This window comes from Paenibacillus sp. ACRRY (assembly GCF_022346995.1).
Classification (GTDB): domain Bacteria; phylum Bacillota; class Bacilli; order Paenibacillales; family Paenibacillaceae; genus Paenibacillus.
On record NZ_JAKRNM010000001.1, the window covers coordinates 646,646 to 668,146 of the forward strand.

The 21,501-nt window shown below is 45.0% G+C and carries 17 protein-coding genes; 13 read left to right on the top strand and 4 right to left on the bottom strand.

From position 1 onward, the window contains the following. Positions 1-74: 74 nt before the first annotated feature. The 8 genes from nfsA to MH144_RS02855 all read left to right on the top strand — a co-directional run bounded on the left by nfsA (position 75) and on the right by MH144_RS02855 (position 11,326). Positions 75-815, top strand: coding sequence for an oxygen-insensitive NADPH nitroreductase (gene nfsA, locus MH144_RS02820; protein WP_239297558.1), 741 nt, complete (start codon positions 75-77; stop codon positions 813-815). Positions 816-1,156: 341 nt separating this feature from the next. Beyond that, positions 1,157-2,704, top strand: coding sequence for a response regulator (locus MH144_RS02825; protein WP_239297559.1), 1,548 nt, complete (start codon positions 1,157-1,159; stop codon positions 2,702-2,704). A 194-nt stretch (positions 2,705-2,898) separates the two neighbouring features. Further along, complete coding sequence (locus tag MH144_RS02830; protein ID WP_239297560.1) at positions 2,899-3,864, top strand: ABC transporter permease; 966 nt, start codon at positions 2,899-2,901, stop codon at positions 3,862-3,864. A gap of 14 nt (positions 3,865-3,878) precedes the next feature. Next, positions 3,879-4,748 (top strand): carbohydrate ABC transporter permease, encoded by an 870-nt coding sequence (locus MH144_RS02835; RefSeq protein ID WP_239297561.1) that lies wholly within the window; start codon positions 3,879-3,881, stop codon positions 4,746-4,748. A gap of 88 nt (positions 4,749-4,836) precedes the next feature. Next, entirely contained in the window at positions 4,837-6,480 is a 1,644-nt protein-coding gene (locus MH144_RS02840) for an extracellular solute-binding protein (RefSeq protein ID WP_239297562.1), read from the top strand. Between the two features lie 98 nt (positions 6,481-6,578). Then, on the top strand, positions 6,579-8,327 hold the full coding sequence (locus tag MH144_RS02845; RefSeq protein ID WP_239297563.1) for a sensor histidine kinase: 1,749 nt from the start codon (positions 6,579-6,581) through the stop codon (positions 8,325-8,327). Next, positions 8,324-9,655, top strand: coding sequence for an ABC transporter substrate-binding protein (locus MH144_RS02850; RefSeq protein WP_239297564.1), 1,332 nt, complete (start codon positions 8,324-8,326; stop codon positions 9,653-9,655). The genes MH144_RS02845 and MH144_RS02850 overlap by 4 nt, the downstream gene beginning before the upstream one ends. Before the next feature lie 864 nt (positions 9,656-10,519). Then, positions 10,520-11,326: a Cof-type HAD-IIB family hydrolase gene (locus tag MH144_RS02855; protein ID WP_239297565.1), complete on the top strand. Its 807-nt coding sequence runs from the start codon at positions 10,520-10,522 to the stop codon at positions 11,324-11,326. A gap of 309 nt (positions 11,327-11,635) precedes the next feature. Here the strand turns inward: MH144_RS02855 and MH144_RS02860 are convergent, their stop codons facing one another. Continuing rightward, positions 11,636-12,685, bottom strand: a complete 1,050-nt coding sequence (locus MH144_RS02860) for a YeiH family protein (RefSeq protein ID WP_239297566.1) — start codon at positions 12,683-12,685, stop codon at positions 11,636-11,638. Positions 12,686-12,839: 154 nt separating this feature from the next. On the opposite strand from MH144_RS02860, the gene MH144_RS02865 reads away from it, so the two are divergent. Beyond that, positions 12,840-13,733 carry a LysR family transcriptional regulator gene (locus MH144_RS02865; protein ID WP_239297567.1) on the top strand — a complete coding sequence of 298 codons (894 nt, stop codon included), beginning with the start codon at positions 12,840-12,842 and terminating at the stop codon, positions 13,731-13,733. Between the two features lie 79 nt (positions 13,734-13,812). On the opposite strand, the gene MH144_RS02870 is transcribed toward MH144_RS02865, so the two are convergent. Continuing rightward, positions 13,813-15,348 carry a carboxylesterase/lipase family protein gene (locus MH144_RS02870; RefSeq protein WP_239297568.1) on the bottom strand — a complete coding sequence of 512 codons (1,536 nt, stop codon included), beginning with the start codon at positions 15,346-15,348 and terminating at the stop codon, positions 13,813-13,815. A gap of 202 nt (positions 15,349-15,550) precedes the next feature. On the opposite strand from MH144_RS02870, the gene MH144_RS02875 reads away from it, so the two are divergent. Continuing rightward, positions 15,551-16,366 (top strand): helix-turn-helix domain-containing protein, encoded by an 816-nt coding sequence (locus MH144_RS02875; RefSeq protein ID WP_239297569.1) that lies wholly within the window; start codon positions 15,551-15,553, stop codon positions 16,364-16,366. Between the two features lie 47 nt (positions 16,367-16,413). On the opposite strand, the gene MH144_RS02880 is transcribed toward MH144_RS02875, so the two are convergent. Beyond that, the gene (locus tag MH144_RS02880; RefSeq protein WP_239297570.1) at positions 16,414-16,617 is read right to left on the bottom strand and encodes a hypothetical protein; all 204 of its coding nucleotides are present in this window, start codon (positions 16,615-16,617) and stop codon (positions 16,414-16,416) included. Further along, positions 16,618-17,781 (bottom strand): glycoside hydrolase family 27 protein, encoded by a 1,164-nt coding sequence (locus MH144_RS02885; protein WP_239297571.1) that lies wholly within the window; start codon positions 17,779-17,781, stop codon positions 16,618-16,620. Positions 17,782-18,137: 356 nt separating this feature from the next. Here MH144_RS02885 and MH144_RS02890 point away from each other — a divergent pair, with 356 nt between their 5' ends. The 3 genes from MH144_RS02890 to MH144_RS02900 all read left to right on the top strand — a co-directional run bounded on the left by MH144_RS02890 (position 18,138) and on the right by MH144_RS02900 (position 21,490). Continuing rightward, complete coding sequence (locus MH144_RS02890) at positions 18,138-20,069, top strand: fructose-1,6-bisphosphatase (RefSeq protein ID WP_239297572.1); 1,932 nt, start codon at positions 18,138-18,140, stop codon at positions 20,067-20,069. 220 nt (positions 20,070-20,289) lie between these two features. After that, on the top strand, positions 20,290-20,478 hold the full coding sequence (locus tag MH144_RS02895; RefSeq protein ID WP_239297573.1) for a hypothetical protein: 189 nt from the start codon (positions 20,290-20,292) through the stop codon (positions 20,476-20,478). A gap of 91 nt (positions 20,479-20,569) precedes the next feature. Next, positions 20,570-21,490, top strand: a complete 921-nt coding sequence (locus tag MH144_RS02900) for a helix-turn-helix transcriptional regulator (protein ID WP_239297574.1) — start codon at positions 20,570-20,572, stop codon at positions 21,488-21,490. Positions 21,491-21,501: the final 11 nt, after the last annotated feature.

Here is a 21,501-nt window from a genome sequence, read left to right on the forward strand (position 1 = left end):
TTTTGTACAGTTCATTACAAAATTAAAAAATACAAAAACGGGTCCAAAATAACGATAAAAAAGGGAGCATACCAATGAACTCGACGATTGAAACCATTTTAAATCATGTGTCTGTTCGATCCTTTACAGACCAACCATTAACACAAGAGCAGATTAAGCAGTTAGTAACGGCGGGCCAAGCTGCCTCGTCCGCAAGTTTTCAGCAAGCCTACACTATTATTGGTGTATCTGACCAAGAACTTAAGATGAAAATAGCTGATCTGGCAGGCGGTCAAAAATTTATTGCTGAAGGCGGACATTTCTTTGTTTTCTGTGCTGACGTAAATCGTCATAAACAAATTGCAGAAGATATGAACATTGATATTTCTGGTACCATAGAAGGTATGGATGCAATTCTAGTAGGTGCGATCGATGCTAGTCTGGCAGCACAAAACCTGGTTCTTGCTGCCGAATCTATGGGCCTAGGCGTATGTTATATTGGCGGGGTTAGAGACGGCATCATCGGGATATCGGATTTACTAAATATTCCCGAGTATGTGGCGCCCGTATTCGGAATTGTGGTGGGATATCCAAATGAACGTAACGATACAAAACCTAGACTTCCTTTTGAGGCTGTCTATCATGAAAATAATTATAACAATGATACCAAAGGACTTATTAATCAATATGATGAATTGACTAAATTATATTATTCGACTCGCTCAGGGATAAAACAGAACAAAATATGGTCAGAGTCAGCAGTAGGAAGCTTCGTTCGTCATCCTCGAACTTTTATGAAAAAGTTTCTGACCGATAAAGGTTGGGCTAAACATTAATAAAGTGCTGGAACACGAAGCAAATACTCCCTTTGAAGCCACTATTATAGTGGCTTTTTTACTTTGGCCAGCCATCCAGAATTGAAAACGCATTGATTTGGTTGGAGAGCAGTTATAACAAGTGTATGCATTATCTACGGCTTGAGCCAATGAAGTGCGTAAAATGCGAAAACAAAAACACAACCGTGTTGGTATATGGAAGATCAACATGGAACGTATATTGAGTTTTCGTGAGCAGGAATTGAAGATATTTCATGATTGGACTACAATTCATTCTTCGTCTTGAGGCACCATCTCATTATAATAGAGACATAAGCATATCCAACAGGGGGGAATAACGAATGTACAAGGTTCTGCTGGTTGATGACGAATGGATGATTCTTGACGGAATTGCCAGCGTAATGAGTTGGAATCGACTTGGCACAGAATTGATAGGCACCGCGCAGGATGGATTGGAAGCGCTTGCTTTTATAGAACTTCAACGTCCTGACATTATTATTACGGATATTCGTATGCCTGGCATGGATGGCCTGCAGCTGGTTGAAGCGGTTGCCGAAAAGTATCAGGACATATCATTTGTTATGCTGACAGGCTTTACTGAATTCGAGTACGCCAAGAGAGCAATGCAGTACGGAGTCAAGCACTATTTGCTTAAGCCGTGCAGTGAAGAGAGCCTGATGGAGGCTATCTCTGAACTGGTTGGCGAAAAGGATGAATGGACGGATCAGGCCCAGTTTGTGCAAACGATCCAAACCAACCTGGAACGTGTACTGCCGCATGCGCAGCAATACTTCCTGAAGGAACTTGTCACCAACAAGACCTATGGTACCAAGGAGTGGGGACACTTCGGCGAGTTATTTGGTGTGGATTTTCGAAGTCAGCAGGTGCGAATGCTGCTGGTTGAGATTGAGGGAGAGCATGAGTACCTGCATCTGTTTGCCATCCAGAACATCGCCGAAGATGTCTTTCACAATCCCATTCTCAGTACAACCTTGGGACGTCATGTGCTGCTGATCATGGAAGACAAACTTCCAGAAGAGCAATTATTTCATAATATCGACGAGATTCGTCACACCTTCACCCGGTATTACCACTACGACTTGACGATGGCTCTCAGTGAGCCGGGAGAATTGGCGCAGACACGTCAGTTGTACATGCAGACCATAGCATACCTGAATCATCGCTTTTACCTGGGTGAGGGCAGCCTTATCATGGAAAGGGACATTCTATCTCCGGAGGAACATGGCTATTCCGAATTTGAGATGGATCAGGAGCGACTTGTTTCAGCCATTCAGGCCGGACATTGGCAGGTGGCGGAGGAGGAGCTGAAGCAGACGTTCTGCTTACTGTCAGATCAACGTTATGACATATCTCAGACCAAGTCCTATCTTATCCAAACATTCATGGAGATCATTCGGCTTAGCCATCCTGCGGGGATGCAAGGATATATGGATCGACTGCCTTGCATGATGGAAACGAGTACACTTCAGTCGTTCCAGCAGTTTATTCTGGATGCAGCACGAGAAATCGCACTGGAGCGATACCGGCAGCAGCGCTCTAGACAATCTCAAATGGTACGGGCTGTCAAGGAACTCGTGGAATTACGGTATGAGGATGAATCCCTGACACTTCAGGCTATTGCTGGAGAGATCTACATGAATCCGGACTATATCAGCAAAATATTTAAAAAGGAAACCGGAGAGAAATTTACGAATTATGTACTTCGTTATCGGATGGGAAAAGCATTGGAACTCTTGAAGGAGGATAGCAGCTGCACGGTTTCATCGCTCGCGGAGAAGACTGGCTTTGGAGCCAACTGGCCGTATTTCAGCAAAGTGTTTAAGAAATATACGGGTTTCTCGCCTTCCGAGTATAAAAAGGTTCCATAGTCCTGCCGATTCTGTAATCCATTCTCTGCATCAAACACCTTGTATGCCTCAATAGGCGTCAGGGTGTTTTTTGTCGGCCGGAAGTCGGTTTTGAACATGAACAGAGCGGAAATGAGCATGGGAAGCATGGCCTGCAAATTTTATGATTACCATAGGATGTTAACGAATGAACATCGGAATTGGAGGCAAGGAGAATGGAACTGAAACGAGGTCCGGTGGTGCATGCGGATACATTGAAACCACCAGGCAGATGGGGTGTCGTCAAAAAGGAACTGGCTCGAAACAAATATGTATATCTGATGCTCGTTCCTGTTGTCGCGTATTATTTGATATTCAGTTATGGTCCCATGTACGGGCTGCTGATGGCTTTTCAGGAATCCTACAGCCCGGTCAACGGGATCTTGGCAGGAACGTGGATCGGTTTTGACAATTTTACAATGTTTTTCGAAAGTTATTATTTTTGGCGGCTGATTAAAAACACGCTCATTTTAAGTTTTTACAGCATTGTATTTGGATTCCCGGCACCCATCTTGCTCGCCATCCTGCTGAATGAGGTTCGCAAGAAATGGTTCAAGAGCACAGTACAAACGATCAGCTACATGCCTCACTTTATTTCAGTCGTTGTGGTGGTCGGAATGTTGAAAACGTTCTCAACACTCGATGGCGGCTTATTTAATGTCATTCGGGATTTTTTCGACTTACAGCCGGTCATGTTTTTGGCCGAAAAGGACATGTTCCGTCCCATTTATATCTTATCGAACATATGGCAGGGGGCCGGCTGGGCATCCATTATCTTTTTGGCGGCACTCAGCGGCATTGATCCCCAATTGTATGAAGCCTCCAAAATCGATGGGGCCGGACGCTGGAGACAACTGCTGCATATCACGCTGCCAGGTATTATGCCGACGATTGTCATTATGCTGATCCTTCGTCTTGGTGCGGTGATGAACTCCGATTTTCAAAAGATCCTGTTAATGCAGACAGCGCCAACGTATGAAACATCAGACGTTATCTCCACCTTCGTGTACCGATCAGGGATATTGGAAGGTAATTATACATATTCCACGGCTATCGGGTTATTTAACGGCATTATCAATTTTTCACTGCTTATTATCGCGAATGCGATTAGCAGAAAAATGAACTCAACCAGTCTCTGGTAAGCGGAGGTGAAACGATGAAAAGGTCTGTCGGGGAACACATCTTTGATGCAATCAATGTTCTTGTTCTGATCATCTTCATGTTGATCTGCTTTTACCCCATGTTATACGTATTCAATTCCTCCATCAGCGACCCGGATCAGATGCTGCGTTCCAGATCCCTGATGCTGCTGCCGGAAGGCTTTCAGCTGGAAGCATATAAGTCCGTTTTCAAAGATACAAGGATATATACGGGATACATGAACACGCTGTTCTACGTGGTCGCCGGTACGGCGATTAACCTGCTGATGACCTCCTTGGCTGCCTACGGATTGTCAAGAAAAGATCTGATGGGGCGAAAAACATTAATGAAAATGATTACCTTCACCATGTTTTTTGGTGGTGGCATGATTCCGACGTTTTTGTTGATTCAGAATCTGGGCCTTGTGGATACAAGACTGGCCATGATTATTCCAGGCGCAATCAGTACATTTTATTTCCTCATTATGAAAACGAATTTCGAAGGCATTCCGACCAGTCTGATCGAATCAGCGAAGCTGGACGGGGCAAACGATTTTCTGATCCTGTTCCGTATCGTATTGCCTTTATCGAAGCCGATCCTTGCCGTAATGATGCTGTATTATGCAGTGGATCACTGGAACGATTACGTAGGACCGATGCTTTATTTGCGCAGTCAGGAGCTTTATCCCATCCAGATCATTATGAGGGATATTCTGATCAGCAGCAGTACAGAAGCAATGGGTGCCGGGGCAGATACCGGTTTTGCTATCGGGGAGAATATCAAATATGCAACGATTATCATTTCTACACTGCCAATCATGCTCGTATACCCGTTTATCCAGCGTTTCTTCGTTCAGGGAGCACTAATTGGTGCTGTTAAACAATAAACGCAATTCAAGTGAAATATTTAGGAGCCGCGACTGCCTAAGGTCACGACTTCTGATATTATAAATGACTTATGTGGAGGCGAATGACATGAAAAAAAGAATGGGGTCCATCATGCTCTCTTCTCTTCTGACGATGGCGCTGCTTGCAGGCTGCACCGGTGGAAGCGAAACGACCCAACCTGACAACAACACGGTAACTCCATCAGAGGCAATTACCGAAATCTCTTTGCCGATTACAAGCGAGCCATTTACCATTGAATACTGGCGTGCCAATGATGCCAAACTGACGGCTTCTCTGGGGAATTTCGGTGAAACGGCAGCCTACAAAAAGAAGGAAGAACTGACCGGCATCAAGACGAATTTTACGCATCCGCCTCTGGGACAGCAGCGTGACCAATTTAATCTGCTAATTTCGACGAAGCAGTTGCCTGATGTGATCTATTACAACTGGGCGGATGCAGTTGGCGGCCCGGAGAAAATGATTAAGGATGGCCGAATCATTCGGCTTAATGAACTGATAGATCAATACGCCCCGAACCTGAAACGCATAATTGAATCCGATCCGGATGTGAAAAAGCAAATTGCTCTGGATGATGGAACAATCTATATGTTCCCGTTAATGAAGCTGGATGCACTGAAGCTAAATGCCACTTCAGGATTGATTATACGCAAGGATTGGCTGGATAAGCTGGGACTCGAGGTTCCTACGACAATCGATGAGTGGCATACGGTACTTAAAGCCTTCAAAGAGCAAGATCCTAACGGTAATGGCAAAGCGGATGAATTGCCATTTACGGGCAACTGGGGACCAGGCAATCTGACCAAGCTGCATGATTTTGCACCCGGATTCGGTGTCATCGGTGGCTATCAGCTGAATGGGGACAAGGTGGAATACGGACCTATACAGCCAGGATATCGAGACTTTCTGGAGAACATGTCCACATGGTATAAGGAAGGATTAATTGATCCGGAAATCATGACGAATGATGGCAAGGCGTTTGATTACAAAGTCACCAACAACCTGGCTGGAGCCTATCAGGGTGGTGTATTTAGTGGAATGGGCAAGTATTTCAACCTGATGCGGGATACAGACCCGAACTTTAATGTGACAGGCGCTCCATGGCCGATATCCCCGGATGGAACAGGTTATTCTTCCTTTAATTTGGAAAACAAAGTGCTGAGTTACGGCGAAGCCATCACTTCATCGGCGGACGAGGATAAATTGAAATACATCGTACAGTGGATGGACTATAATTACAGTGAAGATGGCAGTGATTTGTTCAACTTTGGCATCGAGAATGAGAGCTATGTGAAGGAAGGTGATGGTGTAAAATTTACCGAAGTCATCACCGATAATCCGCAGGGATTGACCTATGACCAGGCACTGGCTGCCTATGCACTATCGATCATGGATGGTCCAATCAATCAGGACAGCAGGTATCTGGATGCGCTTCTCTTCGATGATGGGCAGCGTGCAGCTAACGAGGAATGGATGAAAGCCAGCTCGGCTCGTACCCTTCCGACGATTCGTTTGACTACGCAAGAGGCCAGTAAAAGCACCTCAATCATGAGCCAGGTCGATACGTATCTGAATGAAACGATGACCGCGATCATTAACGGCCAGAAACCTATCACGGAATTCGATAAAATGGTCGAAACCATTAAAAGTATGGGCATCGACGAGGCCATTGCCGTGCATCAGGCGGCCTACGATCGCTATCAGTCAAAATAAAAGTCAGTTTAGGGCTGTTCATGTTTGTTTCGACAAGAAATTTCTCCTCCATGTGTTATAAATATAGAGAACACGTGTTGTAAAGGAGCGCGCTTGCCATGACAGCCTATCGCAAACTAAGCATCAAAATGAAAGTATTTCTGATGATTATGCTGATGATGGCTCTGGTCATCACACTGGCATTTACTTCTTTATATTATACGTACTCCGTCTATGACAGACAGTTGTATGACAAATCGTCCAGTCTGCTTAACCTCTCTTCGTCCACCGTGGATGCAGAGCTCAGGAAGCTGGAGGCATTATCGCATGCGATGATCTCGGACAGAGTTATTCAAAAGTCCCTGAAGTCGCTCGCCCAGGATGATACGGATTATACGGGGTTTGTTGAACGAAACCGGATGGCTGACCGGATATGGGAACACGCTAGTGGGGCTGCACGATATGTGCAGTCCGTTCATCTTATTGATTCTCAAGGCGGGTTGGTTAAATACGGCGAAGCGCTGACTTTTTCCAGTGAAAAGTACAACCGAATGATCCGAGCAGCAGAAGGAGCAAACGGAGCGGTACGCTGGCTGTATCCGGATGAAGATGATCGGATGCTGTCCATGGTGCGTCAAGTGAGAAGCTACGAGCCGATGACGCTCGAGCCGATAGGCATTCTGTTTTTTCGGATCAACATTGACAAACTAATCGAGGAATATGCCGGCATAGACAACAAGGACAGTGATATTGTGCTCAAAGCAGGGCAAAAGGTAATATATCCGTTCCGGGAGTTTTCAGATAGCCTATCTGCAGATTTGCAACCGCTTCCAGGGAGTGGAGGCTACGAGATCAAAGAGCTGGATGACCAAATCGTACTTGTGGCACAGAAGAAGTCTGCGCAGACAGGCTGGGTTTATTATAATATGGCACCTTATGAACAGATATTTGAGCGCATTATTTTATTGAAGAATGCACTTATCGTGGTCTATGTGATTGCAATTGTTGTGGTACTGACACTTGGTATGGCTTTTGCGCGCAGCTTGACCAGGCCAATTCAGCAATTGATTACCCAGATGAGAGACATTCAGCACGGAAGTTTGGAGAACATGGATACCGCCATTACTATTCCAGTTTCCAAGCATGTGGACGAGCTAGGTTTGCTACAGCGTACGTACCGGCTCATGATTACCCGTATCAATACGTTAATTAAGGAGAATTATGCTAATGAGCTGGTGATCAAAGAAACAGAATTTAAAGCATTACAAGCTCAGATTAATCCCCACTTTCTGTATAATGCTTTGGATTCGATCCATTGGCTTGCCAAAAAGAGCCGGCAGGAACAGATATCACGCATGGTCTTGTCTCTTGGATATTTGCTCCGTACATCTATCAGTTTCAAGCAAAATGTAATTACCATTGCGGAAGAGCTTGAAATTGTGAGCCATTATATCACGATTCAGCAATACCGCTTTCAGGCAAGGCTGGACCTGCAAATGGATATGCCCTCTGCTTATTTGCAGTGCAATATACCCAAAATGACTTTACAGCCACTGCTCGAAAACGCCATCCAGTATGGCCTGGAATTACAGACAGGTCCTTGCGTGATTCGTCTGTACGCTCAGATGCGTGAAAATAAGCTGGCTGTATTTGTAGAGGACAACGGTCCTGGCATGGAGCAAGAATACGTCAAACAGGTAATGCGTGGTGAGGTTCAAACCAGAGGAAGCGGGATCGGGTTATTGAATATCCGGGATCGGCTCCATCTTGCTTTTGGGGAAGAGTACGACATGATTCTGGAGAGCAGTCCGGGTAGGGGAACCCGGGTTATCCTGCTGTTACCACCGCCAAAGGAGGAAGAGCTGTGAGCATATGGTTTCGATTCCTCGGCATACTGTGTCTCCTAACGATTCTTGCGGGATGTATGCCCCAGCTTGTCTCGAGACCCGGCATGATTGTCGAAGAAGAGCCCATTACACTGCATATGGCCTGGTGGGGTGGACAGATGCGCAACGAGGCAACCGCTGCAGTGATAGATATGTATGAACAGCAGAATCCTCATGTCCATATTAAGTATGAGTACAGCAACTTCAATGAATATTGGAAAAAACTAGCCCCTTATGCAGCGGGGAATACATTGCCGGACATTATACAAATGGATATCTCCTATCTGTCTCAGTACAGTTCCCTCAACTTGCTTGAAGATCTTGTGCCATACATGGATCGAGGCATAATTGACACCAGCGATATGGACGAAGCCAAGGTCCGGCTCGGTGAAATGGATGAAAAAGTTTACGGCATGAGTCTAGGGGTCAATGCCTTGATGGGGTATTATGACCCGGAGATTTTGCGTGAGCAAGGCCTCGAAGCGCCCACGGAGGACTGGACTTGGGGTGATTTCTATGCCATGGGAAACAGCTTGCATGGCAAGGATATGTATTTGGGCACTTACTTTACGCCAGAACAGTTTTTTGCATATTATCTGAGGCAGCATGGAATGAAGCTGTATGCTGAGGATGGACAGCGGCTCGGGTACGATGATGATTCGTTGTTCATCGATTATTTTAGCCGTATGCAGCAAATGGCCAAAGAGAAACTTATTTTTCCACCAGATATATGGGCCTCGGATATCGGCAAGCCCGATAGGGATCCATTTTATAGGGGCCAAGCCCTGTTTAACTGGGGCTATTCGAATCAGTTCATTGCCACGTCAAGAGAATACGGCAAGCCTTTGGCTATTGCCACCATGCCGGGACCCCATAGCCAGGAAGCACTTTTCCTTAAGCCCGGCATGTTCTTCTCTGTTGCAAGCAATTCCAGACACAAGGAAGAAGCAGCCCGGTTTATCAGCTTTTTCGTTAATGATATTGAAGCGAATAAACTGCTTAAGGCTGAACGGGGTGTTCCCCTCTCATCAAGGGTCAAAGTGCAGATCAAACAAATTGTCGACCCAGAGGTACAACAGGTATTTGATTATGTGGATTGGGTAGAAAAGAACAGCAGCCCAATGGATCCCCCCGATCCGGCTAGCGGATCAGAAGTGACCGCGGTCCTGCGGGAGATTTACGACCAGCTGCTTTTTGGCCGAATTACACCCGAACAGGCGGCCAGGCAGTTCCGAGCGGAAGCCAGTGCAATTTTGGGGGAGAAACCCAAACTTACGTTTAATGTATCTGAAAAATCAACGATGGAATGATATGGAGTAAGAGGATACAACATCGTGAATAATATCAGTTTCATTATGCTAACTGCCAGGGTAACGTCTTGCTGTCGATGTTATACTTAACCTAAAAAACAGTTGCCTATGTAGGCAACTGTTTTTTAATAGTTTTAACAACATTAATCTTAGCTATCCAAGAAAGCTAGTTTTCTCTGAATATAAGTACGAGCTGCCTTATCATGTTAGTTTCACAGTCTACAGTGAAACTCAGAAACTAATATGATCCGCATGTTCTTTGAAAATTGAGCGGTACCCTTAAATCCAGGCATTTGTTCACACCATTTTAAACTCGAATAATCTGGCTTGGTCTGGTTTGTTACTTCTTATTTTTCTAGGTGGTGGAGCTATTACACAACAGATTGCATAGCCAAAACGAACCAATTACCGGATTCAGATAGGTATTGTCTTGCTGCTCAATGGTGCCTGGATTATGATTACGGCAGGATTCACATCAAGTATGTTTTTATTAATTGTTGGAGTGATCATGTTAGCCATCGGTAATGGATAGACGTTTCAAGCAAGTATGCAATTAGCTGGCAGCTTGGGAGAACCTTCCGAACGTCCAACCATTATTTTTACTTACTATCTCGCGGGTTACACTGGGATGGCAATCCCTACAATAGGAGTAGGCTTATTATCAACGTTCGTAGGACTTTTACTAGCACTTGTCATTTTTGGTGCGATTATTACCAATACTACATAGTCCACTGTAGAAACTAACGAAGGAAATAAGGTTGAAATCAATAGTTGTTCAACAGCGGATAACATATCTTTCTTGTTGACGGCACCTCTTGAAGCATAGTATTATTTTACCAATTTAGCTTTATGGGGAGGACTCAGATGTCTGCAATTAAGGCCATTGTACTGGACCTGGACGGAACTTTGCTAGGAAGTGATAAATCGATCTCTCCCAGGAATGTTCAGGCTGTTAAAAGATGTTATGATTCTGGGATACATATTATTGTTGCCACAGCAAGGCCGCCTAGAACGGCAAATCAATTTGTGAAGCAGTTTCCTTTTGTAGATTACATGATTTATTACAATGGCGCTTTAGTTACATGTAAATCCAAACAAAATGAGCGGCATATTTGTATCCCTCTGGAGATAAACCAACAGATTAATACATTCATCGAGGTAAACATGCCTCAATCCATAATCTCATACGAGGTTAATGATTCATGGTACACAAGTAAACCAATTCTTGATTCCCACTGCGCTCATTTCGGTATCCGTTCGAATGATCCGAGACCTCAGGTTGTTGACCAACATTATATAGACTCTCTATCGCCGACCAAAATATTAGTTCAAGGTTGTTACACAGGGAAGGATCTAAGCGAGCAATTTGGTGACCATGTAAACGTGATTGCAACGGATAGAGGAGCATTGATCCAAATCATGCATAAATCAGCTTCAAAGGAAAAAGCCGTGGAATGGGTGTTAAGTAAAATCGGGGTGAATTCAGAAAATCTAATGGTGTTTGGGGATGATTTTAACGATTTAGGCCTATTCCATCTGTCCGGATTTCCTGTAGCCATGGGAAATGCGATCACTGAACTCAAGAAATGTGCAGTTTACATAACGGATTCAAATGATAATGATGGCGTGGCTGCTGCAATCGGAAAATTTGTGATATCACCTCTGAAGTAAATCATTCAACTAACTGGAATCGTTAGCCTTGATACAACCTCTCTATGGGACAAAGAGTAGTGAGGCACAACCAAACTGGTATAAAGTGTATCGTATGTCTATGATATGAATGAATGAGTTGCAGAAGAATTTAGTTTAGAAGTATAAAAAAAGATCAGAATATGTCACTAGTTCGTAAACATACTGTCTAAGAACAAGAAGATGGTGCCATCGAAGCCGCTATTATTAGCGGCTTTTTTCTACTTGTCGTAGTAAAGTTAGTCCAGCTTATGGTTTCAAAAGTAGGATGGATGGCACATACTATTTTTATCAGCCGAGATTTAATAGTTTTAAAAATACATATCCGATGAGGGAAAGAACGATGGAGCCAATAAAGCTGGCTGCAAAAGCTTTTAGGCCCAATTGCCGAAACGTAACTGTATCTACACTGAGGCCCAGACCAGCCATGGCCATAGCAATCAGCATATAAGCCGCAAGAATGATTAGATTCGTCAAACCTGAAGGAATAACCTGCAGCGTATTCAGAGCACTCATCATGAGGAATCCGAAAATAAACCAAGGGATCGGAAGTGATTTCAGGCTTCTTTTATTCAACTTGCTGTTTCCGGAGTTTTTGGAGCGATCCAAACGATTCGTCCAGAATCCAATCAAGATAGCGACGGGCACCAACATGGCCACACGCGTTAATTTAACAATGACAGCCAGGTCCACAGCATCTTGGCCCACAGGTTCTGCAGCTGCAATCACATGTGCGATTTCGTGTAATGTAGCGCCTGAAAAAACGCCGTATCCTGATGCAGACAACTGTAGAAAAGGATATAGAAGGGTGTAAACCATCGTAAAAATAGTTCCCAGAATCGCTACAGTAGCAGCACCGATGGCGGTTTCTTCGTCTTTGGCTTTGATCTGAGGTGCAATGGCTACAACTGCCGCAGCTCCACAAATAGCTGTTCCGCATGCAGTTAATAACCCCAAACGTTTCTCGACGTTGAAGAATTTGGCAATACCATACACAACAAAAATGGTTATGGTAATGTTCAGGAAGGAGATCAAGACAACCTTGGGTCCCGCATGAAGAATGTCCTTCAAATTGAGCCGCATGCCAAGCAAAATGATTCCATATCGCAAAAGCTTTTTAGCTGAAAAGGAAATTCCGCTTACCATATGATCAGGTACTTTCCTAACCGCTCTCCAGATCATGCCAAACAAAATGGCAAGTACAAGCTGGCCCATGATGTGTAGAAAAGGAAAATTGGCTGCATATTTGGCAGCAAGCGCAAGCATTAGAGTAAGCCCAATTCCCAGCACAAACCCTTGTTTATTCTTTTTCTCTTGTTGCATGACAGAAGTTGGATTCATTGATATCACGTCCGATTTCTTTATTTCTTCTACACCTGTAACTATAATTAGTTATGATTGAAAAGAGAAATACCGAAATGAAATGCATATCATAACAAATCATAATGATTGAAATGATATTTGAGGCTAAATACTATCTAGGGAGATGCATTATATGATCGTGGAAAGCTTGAAAGTGTACATAACTGTAGTGGAACAGCGCAATTTCTCTAGAGCGGCAGAACTATTGCATTTATCTCAACCCGGTGTTAGCGTACACATTCGTAAATTAGAGAAGGAATTTGATGTAAAGTTAATGCATCGTTCGCCCAAATGGGTGAAACTGACGGAGGCTGGGGAGCTGCTATATGTACGTGCCAAGGAAATGGTGAATCTATACGAGTCGGCAAAATTGGATATTGCCAGATTACACGATAATGTTAGTGGCTCATTGCAGATTGGGGCTAGCTTTACAATTGGAGAGTATGTTTTACCTCGCCTGTTTTCGTCATTTGCAAAGCAATACCCTGAAGTGGCCATGGAAGTATTCATCGGAAATTCTTCTCAAGTTGTTGAAGCTATTCGAGACAATCATATGGATTTTGGTTTGATTGAAGAGGACATTGAGGTCCAAGATCTGACCGTGACGCCATTCATGAAGGATGAATTGATTATAGTGGCAGCGGAAGGATATCCTCTTAACGCTTCGGTGAATGCGGATCTGGAACAATTGCAAGATCAAGTGTGGATACTTCGCGAAATGGGATCAGGAACCAGATCATCTAGTGATCGATTTCTGGCTCAGACAGGACTCCGGGTAAACCGTTCTTATGTGTTCAACAGCAGTCAGGGCGTCAAAGAAGCGGTGTTCTCTGGATTAGGCATCGCCATGTTGTCCCGCTGGGTTGTAAAAAGGGAGTTATCCGCTGGCATGTTGAAGGAAATCACCATTCCAGATATCCACCTTGAACGAAACTTTTCCTTAGTTCGTCGGATAGGTCATATTCCTACCAGAGCAAACGAGGTTTTCGCGGAAAGACTGCTGAAACTGGATAGTCATTTTATCTGATCTAAAACAGTCGAGACAACGTAAAGAGCCATGCATACTTGCAGGGCTCTTTAATGTCTGATTCATGAATGTATGATGTCTACACTACAGGCTCATTCTGCTTTTTGAAATACTGTTCAATGACCAATTCTAGTACAGGCCCCGGCTCTGCACGCTGTAACTGGGACGTATCACCGAATTCCATGCGGTAGGGCTGCTCGGTACTGCTTGGAATCCAATAGGGCAAGGGTTTGCCCGTGGAATCCATACCATTCGGATCGCCTGTCGCAATAAAATTGGACAGATAATTACACATCTGGCGTGCCAGGTCATAATGTTTACCGATAAAAGGCCGCCAGCATTTGGCGAGCGTTTCGAAGAAAAACCACAGATCAACGGAATGGAACGTGCCTGGCTGATCCCAGCCCGGAATCTCCGCATCGAAATTATAATAATAGAGCGGTGTCTCGGAAGGATGACCACTATTGGAGCGGATCACAAGTTGAATCGCATGCTCAATCATGCGGATTGATGCCTGCTGTAATACTTGATCGAGATCTCCAGTATCGGCTCCACAGCGCTGCAAAAAGGTGGGCGCATCCTCTCCGAACAGTTCAGTCGCCATTTGCTTCAGTTCCTCCATACTGCTTACCGCAGGCTGGGTCCAAAACTCGGAAGAGGTATGCCCAAGCATAACGGGAACGAGTTCGCGTTTATGCTGTATGAAACGAATGAACGGATCACCCGTACAGAACTGATCATCGATGACTGTTCCCCAGAAGCTTTGATATTCCAGGATTTTATCCCGCAACGTGACCGCGTCCAGCTGTCTGGCTTCATCTAAAGTGGATACGCCCAGAAAACGGAAAAAATCAACGCCCTTCTGCTCGGCATCCTGCAGTGTCCCGCGGACTGAAGATACACGCACATTGGGATACAGTTCGGTCGCAATTCCACTCATGATGACAGCTCGCTGGAACAGGCCTTTGTTCTGCGGGGAAGTCATCTGACTTAGCACACTGCCGCCGCCTGCAGATTGTCCACCAATGGTTATCTGATCCGGATCACCGCCGAAGGCAGAGATGTTACGTTTCACCCAGGCCGTACCTGCCTGCTGATCCAGATGACCAAAGTTCGCAGGTGCTTGTGGGGATTCAGCGCTAATCTCGGGGTGGCACAGGAAACCAAACGCATTCAGACGGTAATTGACGGTAACCACGACAATGCCCCTGCGGGCAATGCGCTCACCATCAAATTCCATTTCAGCAGTATGACCCACCTGAAGCCCACCGCCAAAATACCAGACAAACACAGGCAGCTTCTCATCCGTTCGTTTGGCAGGTGTCCACACATTTAAATATAGACAATCCTCACTCATCGGCAGATCGGGATCAACAGACCACTCTCGCGTATAGATGTTATTATCGTCAATGACGGTAGGGGCCTGCATAGAGGTGGGGGCAAAATCAAAAGCTTGCAGCACCCCATCCCAATCGGATGCAGGTTGTGGTGCACGCCAGCGGTTCTGGCCTACCGGTGGGGCGGCGAATGGGATACCTTTAAAGCTTGTAACACGTGGGTCTGCGGCAGGCAGCCCCTGAACTTGGCCATTTTCTACCTGAACGATTCTAAGCAACACAACATTCTCCTCTCTGAATTGAGCATCCTTATTCATGTCGATCCAAGATGTCTGTGGTTGCGCTTACATATCTCTGTTTGGTTATGAGACCGCTATTCCGATCATAAGCAACTTGAAAGGAAGTTTCTAGCATCAAAATAAATCAAAAACTCCACAAAATCATATATAATGACTGGTATCAAGAAGGGAGGAGCCGGATGTGGACTCATTATGGACAGACGGGAGCAGGGCGAGTCAGGTTTATTTTATAAGCGGCGCCCATAAACCCGTCAATCTTCACCAGTGGGGACCGGGCGTGCGTGACGTTTATGCGCTGCATTATATCATGCAAGGGCAGGGTACACTGGAAACCGGGGGCCAGCAATTTCGGCTCGGTGCGGGGGAGAGCTTTATTATTTTTTCGCAAAAAGAAATCTATTACTACCCTGATCCCGCCGACCCGTGGGAATACGTATGGATGGAGTTCAATGGACGAGACGCAGGACGACTTATAGCGTTGACACAGTTCTCGGTCCAGCATCCCGTACTGCCAGCTGCGCCGGAAACCTTGGAACCCTGGTTTCACCTGGCCTGGAATGCGGGGGCATCACCAAGTGAAGTGGTTAGGGCGGATGCGCGTTTGCACCTGTTGTTATCCTATTACATGGAGTACTTCCCACGCGAGACGCAGGAGGAAGCCAGAGATTATGTGTGGCTGTCGAGGACCTATATTGAGCAGAACTACTGGAAATCGACCTTGACGGTTGCGGAGATTGTACAGGCCGTGAATCTGGAGCGAAGCTACTTGTTCCGCAGGTTCAAAGAAGCTACAGGCGAATCCATCTCGGCGTATATAACGGCATGCCGTATCCGGCGCGCCTGTGAGCTGCTGAAGTCTTCCAGATTGTCCATTCAATCCATCGCCTATTCGGTTGGGTATAATGATCCGCTTTATTTTTCCAGAGTATTCAAAAAGGCAACATCACATACACCAACAGCCTATATGCTGTTACATCAGAAACAAGCAGAACTCTAAGGGAAAACGTTCAGTACACTAACGAATAGACAGATTACATATTGCTTTTATCGAAAAAGCGCACAGTTCCCGGATTCACGGAAGTAACGAATCAGCTTCTCAATCGGATCCCGCCCGCAATTCAGCTTCACACCGAGACAGTCGATACAGAGGTATTGCTGGGCTGTGCGAGAGACCAGTTTGAGATAAATTCCCACATCATCCGACGAGAGCGGAACCTGGCAAGTGGTGCACAGCCGGTTCTGTGCCATTTATTTCACCAATTTGGCTCGCACGACGAGACAATCATGAGCCCCAACCACCGGTGCATAACGCTCGCGGAATACACCCAGCTCCTTGTGTTCCCAGCAATCGTAGAGTGACAGGGAATAACCCGCAGCGTAAGGCAGCCCCATATCCCAGAATTGAAGGGACAGCTCGCGTTGACTGTCACTCAAGTTGAAGAATCCGATGGCAAGATCACCGTCTGTCAGCACCTTCACCAGCATGAATACATCATCGGTATGGAACCATTGAGGCTCGGGTTTGATGCGATAGGCTCCGCGTGCCTCCGCATCCTGGTTGATGGCAAGCAGGTCCGGGTTCATCAGAATATCCTTGGTTGCCTGATTGGCCTTGCGTACATCACATCCAATCATGAGCGGTGATCCCATCATGGACCAGAGCGAGAAGTGGGTTTTGTATTCAGTGTCATTACAGCCGCCGATGGTTCCAATAAAGTCGTTGTTGCTTCCTCCATACATGCCTACGATGAGCATGTCCATGTCATTATGGCAGAAGGAGCCAGTGTAGCTTTGTTTGCCGAGCTGAGACAGAGCCAGGTCCTTGACCGATTGCCAGTTGTCACGAATGTCACCGGTGGAGCGATACATATGAGCCCCTGACTCACGAATCCACTCATATACGTTGTCCTCTCCCCAGTTGCATGCAGAGAACAGGATATCCCGCCCGCAGTTTTTGAGTGCAAGGCTCATACGCTTGTATAACAGCTCACCTGAGATATGGCGCGGCTTGAAACAGTAGTCATATTTTAAATAATCCACGCCCCACTCGGCGAATAACGCAGCATCCTGGAATTCATGCTCGAAGCTGCCTGGATAACCAGCACAAGTATGTGTGCCAACACAGGAGTACATGCCAAATTTTAGGCCTTTGTCGTGGATATAATCTGCAAGCGCCTTCATTCCACTCGGGAATTTGGTGGGGTCTACAACCAGATTGCCATCTGCATCTCGTTCCTTCAGACTCCAGCAATCGTCAATGACGATGTACTCGTACCCGGCGTTCAGATAACCTTCTGTTACAAACACATCGGCAACATCCCGAATCAACTGCTCATTAATGTCCCACGTGAAGGTATTCCATGAATTCCATCCTAGTGCAGGGGCAAACCCCATTAACGAATGATTGCTCATAATATCGCTTCCTTCCTAAATCCTCGTTTCATAAGTTATGAATAGCGTGAACACAATTGTTATTTCAAAATAACTACAATGAACTTAAACGATACATGTGAATTCAGCCATAGCTTGACGTTGCTTCCATATGGACTGATGTTGTCTAGTAGGCTTAAATGAAGCAAACGCCAAGTACTTTCACTCAATGAAATTTGTTGAACCATGAGAAACTGGAGTATAATGGCCTTTGTGGATAGCCTTTAGAAGGAATTCCGTGTTTGGTAAAAAAACATATAAAGAGTGGTTATAATTGTATTTGTAAAGATTGGACCCAACTATACATCACGATCATTCCTTGAAGGGGGACATCTGTTTTGGATGAGCAATTTTTAGATCTACTGGCTGAGAAATATGATACAGAAGAAAAAATCATAACAGAGATTATCAATCTTGAAGCGATCTCCAATCTTCCGAAGGGAACCGAGCATTTTGTCAGTGATTTGCACGGGGAGTTCCAGGCTTTTCAGCATGTACTACGAAACGGTTCAGGTACCGTCAAAGAGAAAATCAAAGAATTATTTCGTGAAGTTTGGACAGAGCAGGAAATTAATGATTTTGCGGCGTTAGTGTATTATCCGGAAGAAAAAATAAAGCTGGTTATAGGGGACCTGAGCAATAAACAGGCCTTGAACCAGTGGTACAGACAAACGATAGAAAACATGCTTAAGCTTGTTTCTTATGCCTCTTCCAAATATACTCGCTCCAAACTGCGGAAAGCTCTGCCGAAACAGTATGTATATATTGTAGAAGAGCTTCTATACAAGACGGATACGACCAACAATAAGGATCCTTATTACGAGGAAATATATCGGCAGATTATATCCCTGGGTCAGGCGGACAATCTCATTATCGGCCTTGCTTACACGACTCAACGTCTGGTGGTTGACCACCTTCATGTGGTTGGCGATATTTATGACCGGGGGCCAGACCCCGATAAAATTATGGATACGTTAATCAACTACCATTCTGTAGACATTCAGTGGGGAAACCATGATGTGCTCTGGATCGGTGCCTATGCAGGTTCTCTGGTTTGCCTTGCGAATATTATCCGGATCTGCGCGAGATACGACAATCTGGACATCATCGAAGATGTATACGGAATCAATCTTCGCCCATTGTTGAACCTGGCGGAGAAATACTATGAAGATAATCCATCTTTCAGACCTAAGCTGCAGGGCGGCCATAACGTATCGGAGCAGGAAATTCTGCAGATCACCAAGATTCACCAGGCCATTGCCATGATTCAATTTAAGCTTGAAATTCCGATTATCAAAAGACGCCCAGACTTTAATATGTCTGAAAGACTTCTGCTGGAGAAGATCGATTACGACAAAAACGAAATCAACATCTGCGGAAAAACGTACCAGCTGGAAAACACCTGTTTTGAAACTGTAAATCCGCAGAACCCTGAACAATTGCTGGAGGAAGAACGCCAGGTGATGGAGAAGCTGCTGTTCTCCGTTCAGCATTCCGAGAAGCTGGCTAGGCATATGAATTTTCTTATGAAAAAGGGCAGCCTTTATTTAAAATACAACGGCAACTTGTTAATCCACGGCTGTATTCCTTTGGATGAAGAAGGAAATATGGAAGAAATGCAGATTGAAGACAAGACGTATGCGGGCCGTCAGCTGCTCGATGTTTTTGAGGATAACTTACGGTACGCCTTTGCGCATCCGGAAGAAACAGATGATCTGGCGACGGATATGGTATGGTACATCTGGACAGGGGAATGTTCATCACTCTTTGGAAAGAGGGAAATGACCACTTTTGAACGGTACTTTATCCAAGATAAAGAAGCGCATAAAGAGAGAAAGAACCCTTACTACCATTTACGTGAAAAGGAAGAGATCTGTCGAAAGATCTTGCAGGAGTTTGATTTGAATCCGGATCATGGACATGTCATTAACGGCCACACGCCAGTGAAAGAAATTCGTGGAGAGAGCCCTGTTAAAGCAAACGGAAAAATGGTCGTTATTGACGGTGGTTTTTCCAAAGCTTATCAATCCACAACGGGCATCGCGGGATATACCTTGTTGTATAATTCCTTTGGCATGCAGCTCGTCGCCCATCAGAAATTTAATTCAAAAGAAGATGTGCTATGTAACGGAACGGATGTATTATCTATAAAAAGACTGGTGGACAAAGAACTGGCGCGGAAACTGGTGAGGGAAACCAACATTGGGGAGAAGCTGCTGCAGAAGATCTCCAATTTGACAGATTTACTGGAATACCGCTCGATGAAATAAACTATTGCTAAACATACTCACGCGGATCAAACCGTTTGAGTGCAACTTGACGTAGAAGCTCGTACAGGCAGGGAAGTTATAATACCCTGCCTGGTGCGAGCTTTTATTTTTTTGTGGATTGAACTGTTTTCATTACGTACTGCTGCGACATTCTGTGTCGTACCATGACCCCTATAATAACGGTGAACACACAAACTACATTGAAAAGAGGTTCACACCATTGGCAAAAACCAAAAGAGGACGTATCTTATGGAATATTCCTTCTCGGGGGCGGGGAACATGTCCGGTATGCAGCAGCACACGTATAAAACTGTTGTATTCGCAAACGAAAACAGATGGTACGAGCCTGAAAGTATGCAAGAAATGTTCCAAGGCTGTACAATCCAGAGTGGATAGAGCAACCGTATAACGTAGCAGGCCTGTTCTTCGGAGCGGGCCATTCGTTTGGTATAATGGGTTTACGTTTAGCACATTGTGGAATCAATTGGGGGCCTGTATAGATGAGTAATATGCACCGCATTCACTGGTTTGACCAGCAGATTCGAAGCGGACGTTTTCCGAACAGCAGCTGGCTTGCTCGTGAATTCGAAATATCCCGGCGTCAGGCACAGCGGGATATTGAATATATGGCGATTTCATTACGTGCCCCTTTACTATATCTTGCGAAATATAGAGGGTATTGTTATGAGGACCAGACCTATCGCTTACCCCATTTATATATGACGGAAGAAGAACAGAGCGTCCTCAAGTATTTGGCTCATCGTTATCGGCATTTTAACTACGAACAATCTGATGTGGTAAAGCGTGTGGCGCATCTGTTAGAACGATTTACGGCTGAAGAGCAGCAGATATGTAGAAGTCCACTTCCCACATTCTCTGCATCTCCCAAGCTTCTTCAGCATTTTGAATTATTATCCCATGCCATAACAGAATCACTTAAAGTACATATGTGTTACAGAGATTATTCCGGAGAAAGGCAGTTTCCTTGGTGTCCATTGAAAATCATATCCCAGTACAATGCTGATTACGTCATTGGCTATGAAACGGATCCTGTACAGCAAAGTGCCATTCGTCTGGAGGGTATCGTTCATGTACGATTGACGGATGAAACATTCGAATGTAATTCAGACATGCAGCTCAGTGGATGGGAAGAACCTCTACCTGTTCGAAAACCATTTGTAACTGAGATTCGCTTAAAAGAAGTGCAACAAACAGAGCAGTGGCAAGGATACCGCATTCGAGACAAACAGGATCAAATCCACTTTATAGAATTTTATGATACAGAGGCTTTCATGCAGCATTTATTTATAAGTGAGTGGGAGGAATTAATATCTCCTGGGTGGCTAAGAAACAAGATGCAGAGCCATGCAAACGTAATACTTAATAGACTTCATAATTCTAATCATGCTCACGTGAAGTAAAGACCATGGAG

Excerpts from the sequence above, each read along its gene's own strand:
- nfsA (WP_239297558.1), top strand. The coding sequence starts at position 75 with ATGAACTCGACGATTGAAACCATTTTAAATCATGTGTCTGTTCGATCC.
- MH144_RS02825 (WP_239297559.1), top strand. The coding sequence starts at position 1,157 with ATGTACAAGGTTCTGCTGGTTGATGACGAATGGATGATTCTTGACGGA.
- MH144_RS02830 (WP_239297560.1), top strand. The coding sequence starts at position 2,899 with ATGGAACTGAAACGAGGTCCGGTGGTGCATGCGGATACATTGAAACCA.
- MH144_RS02835 (WP_239297561.1), top strand. The coding sequence starts at position 3,879 with ATGAAAAGGTCTGTCGGGGAACACATCTTTGATGCAATCAATGTTCTT.
- MH144_RS02840 (WP_239297562.1), top strand. The coding sequence starts at position 4,837 with ATGAAAAAAAGAATGGGGTCCATCATGCTCTCTTCTCTTCTGACGATG.
- MH144_RS02845 (WP_239297563.1), top strand. The coding sequence starts at position 6,579 with ATGACAGCCTATCGCAAACTAAGCATCAAAATGAAAGTATTTCTGATG.
- MH144_RS02855 (WP_239297565.1), top strand. The coding sequence starts at position 10,520 with ATGTCTGCAATTAAGGCCATTGTACTGGACCTGGACGGAACTTTGCTA.
- MH144_RS02860 (WP_239297566.1), bottom strand. The coding sequence starts at position 12,685 with ATGAATCCAACTTCTGTCATGCAACAAGAGAAAAAGAATAAACAAGGG.
- MH144_RS02865 (WP_239297567.1), top strand. The coding sequence starts at position 12,840 with ATGATCGTGGAAAGCTTGAAAGTGTACATAACTGTAGTGGAACAGCGC.
- MH144_RS02880 (WP_239297570.1), bottom strand. The coding sequence starts at position 16,617 with ATGGCACAGAACCGGCTGTGCACCACTTGCCAGGTTCCGCTCTCGTCG.
- MH144_RS02885 (WP_239297571.1), bottom strand. The coding sequence starts at position 17,781 with ATGAGCAATCATTCGTTAATGGGGTTTGCCCCTGCACTAGGATGGAAT.
- MH144_RS02900 (WP_239297574.1), top strand. The coding sequence starts at position 20,570 with ATGAGTAATATGCACCGCATTCACTGGTTTGACCAGCAGATTCGAAGC.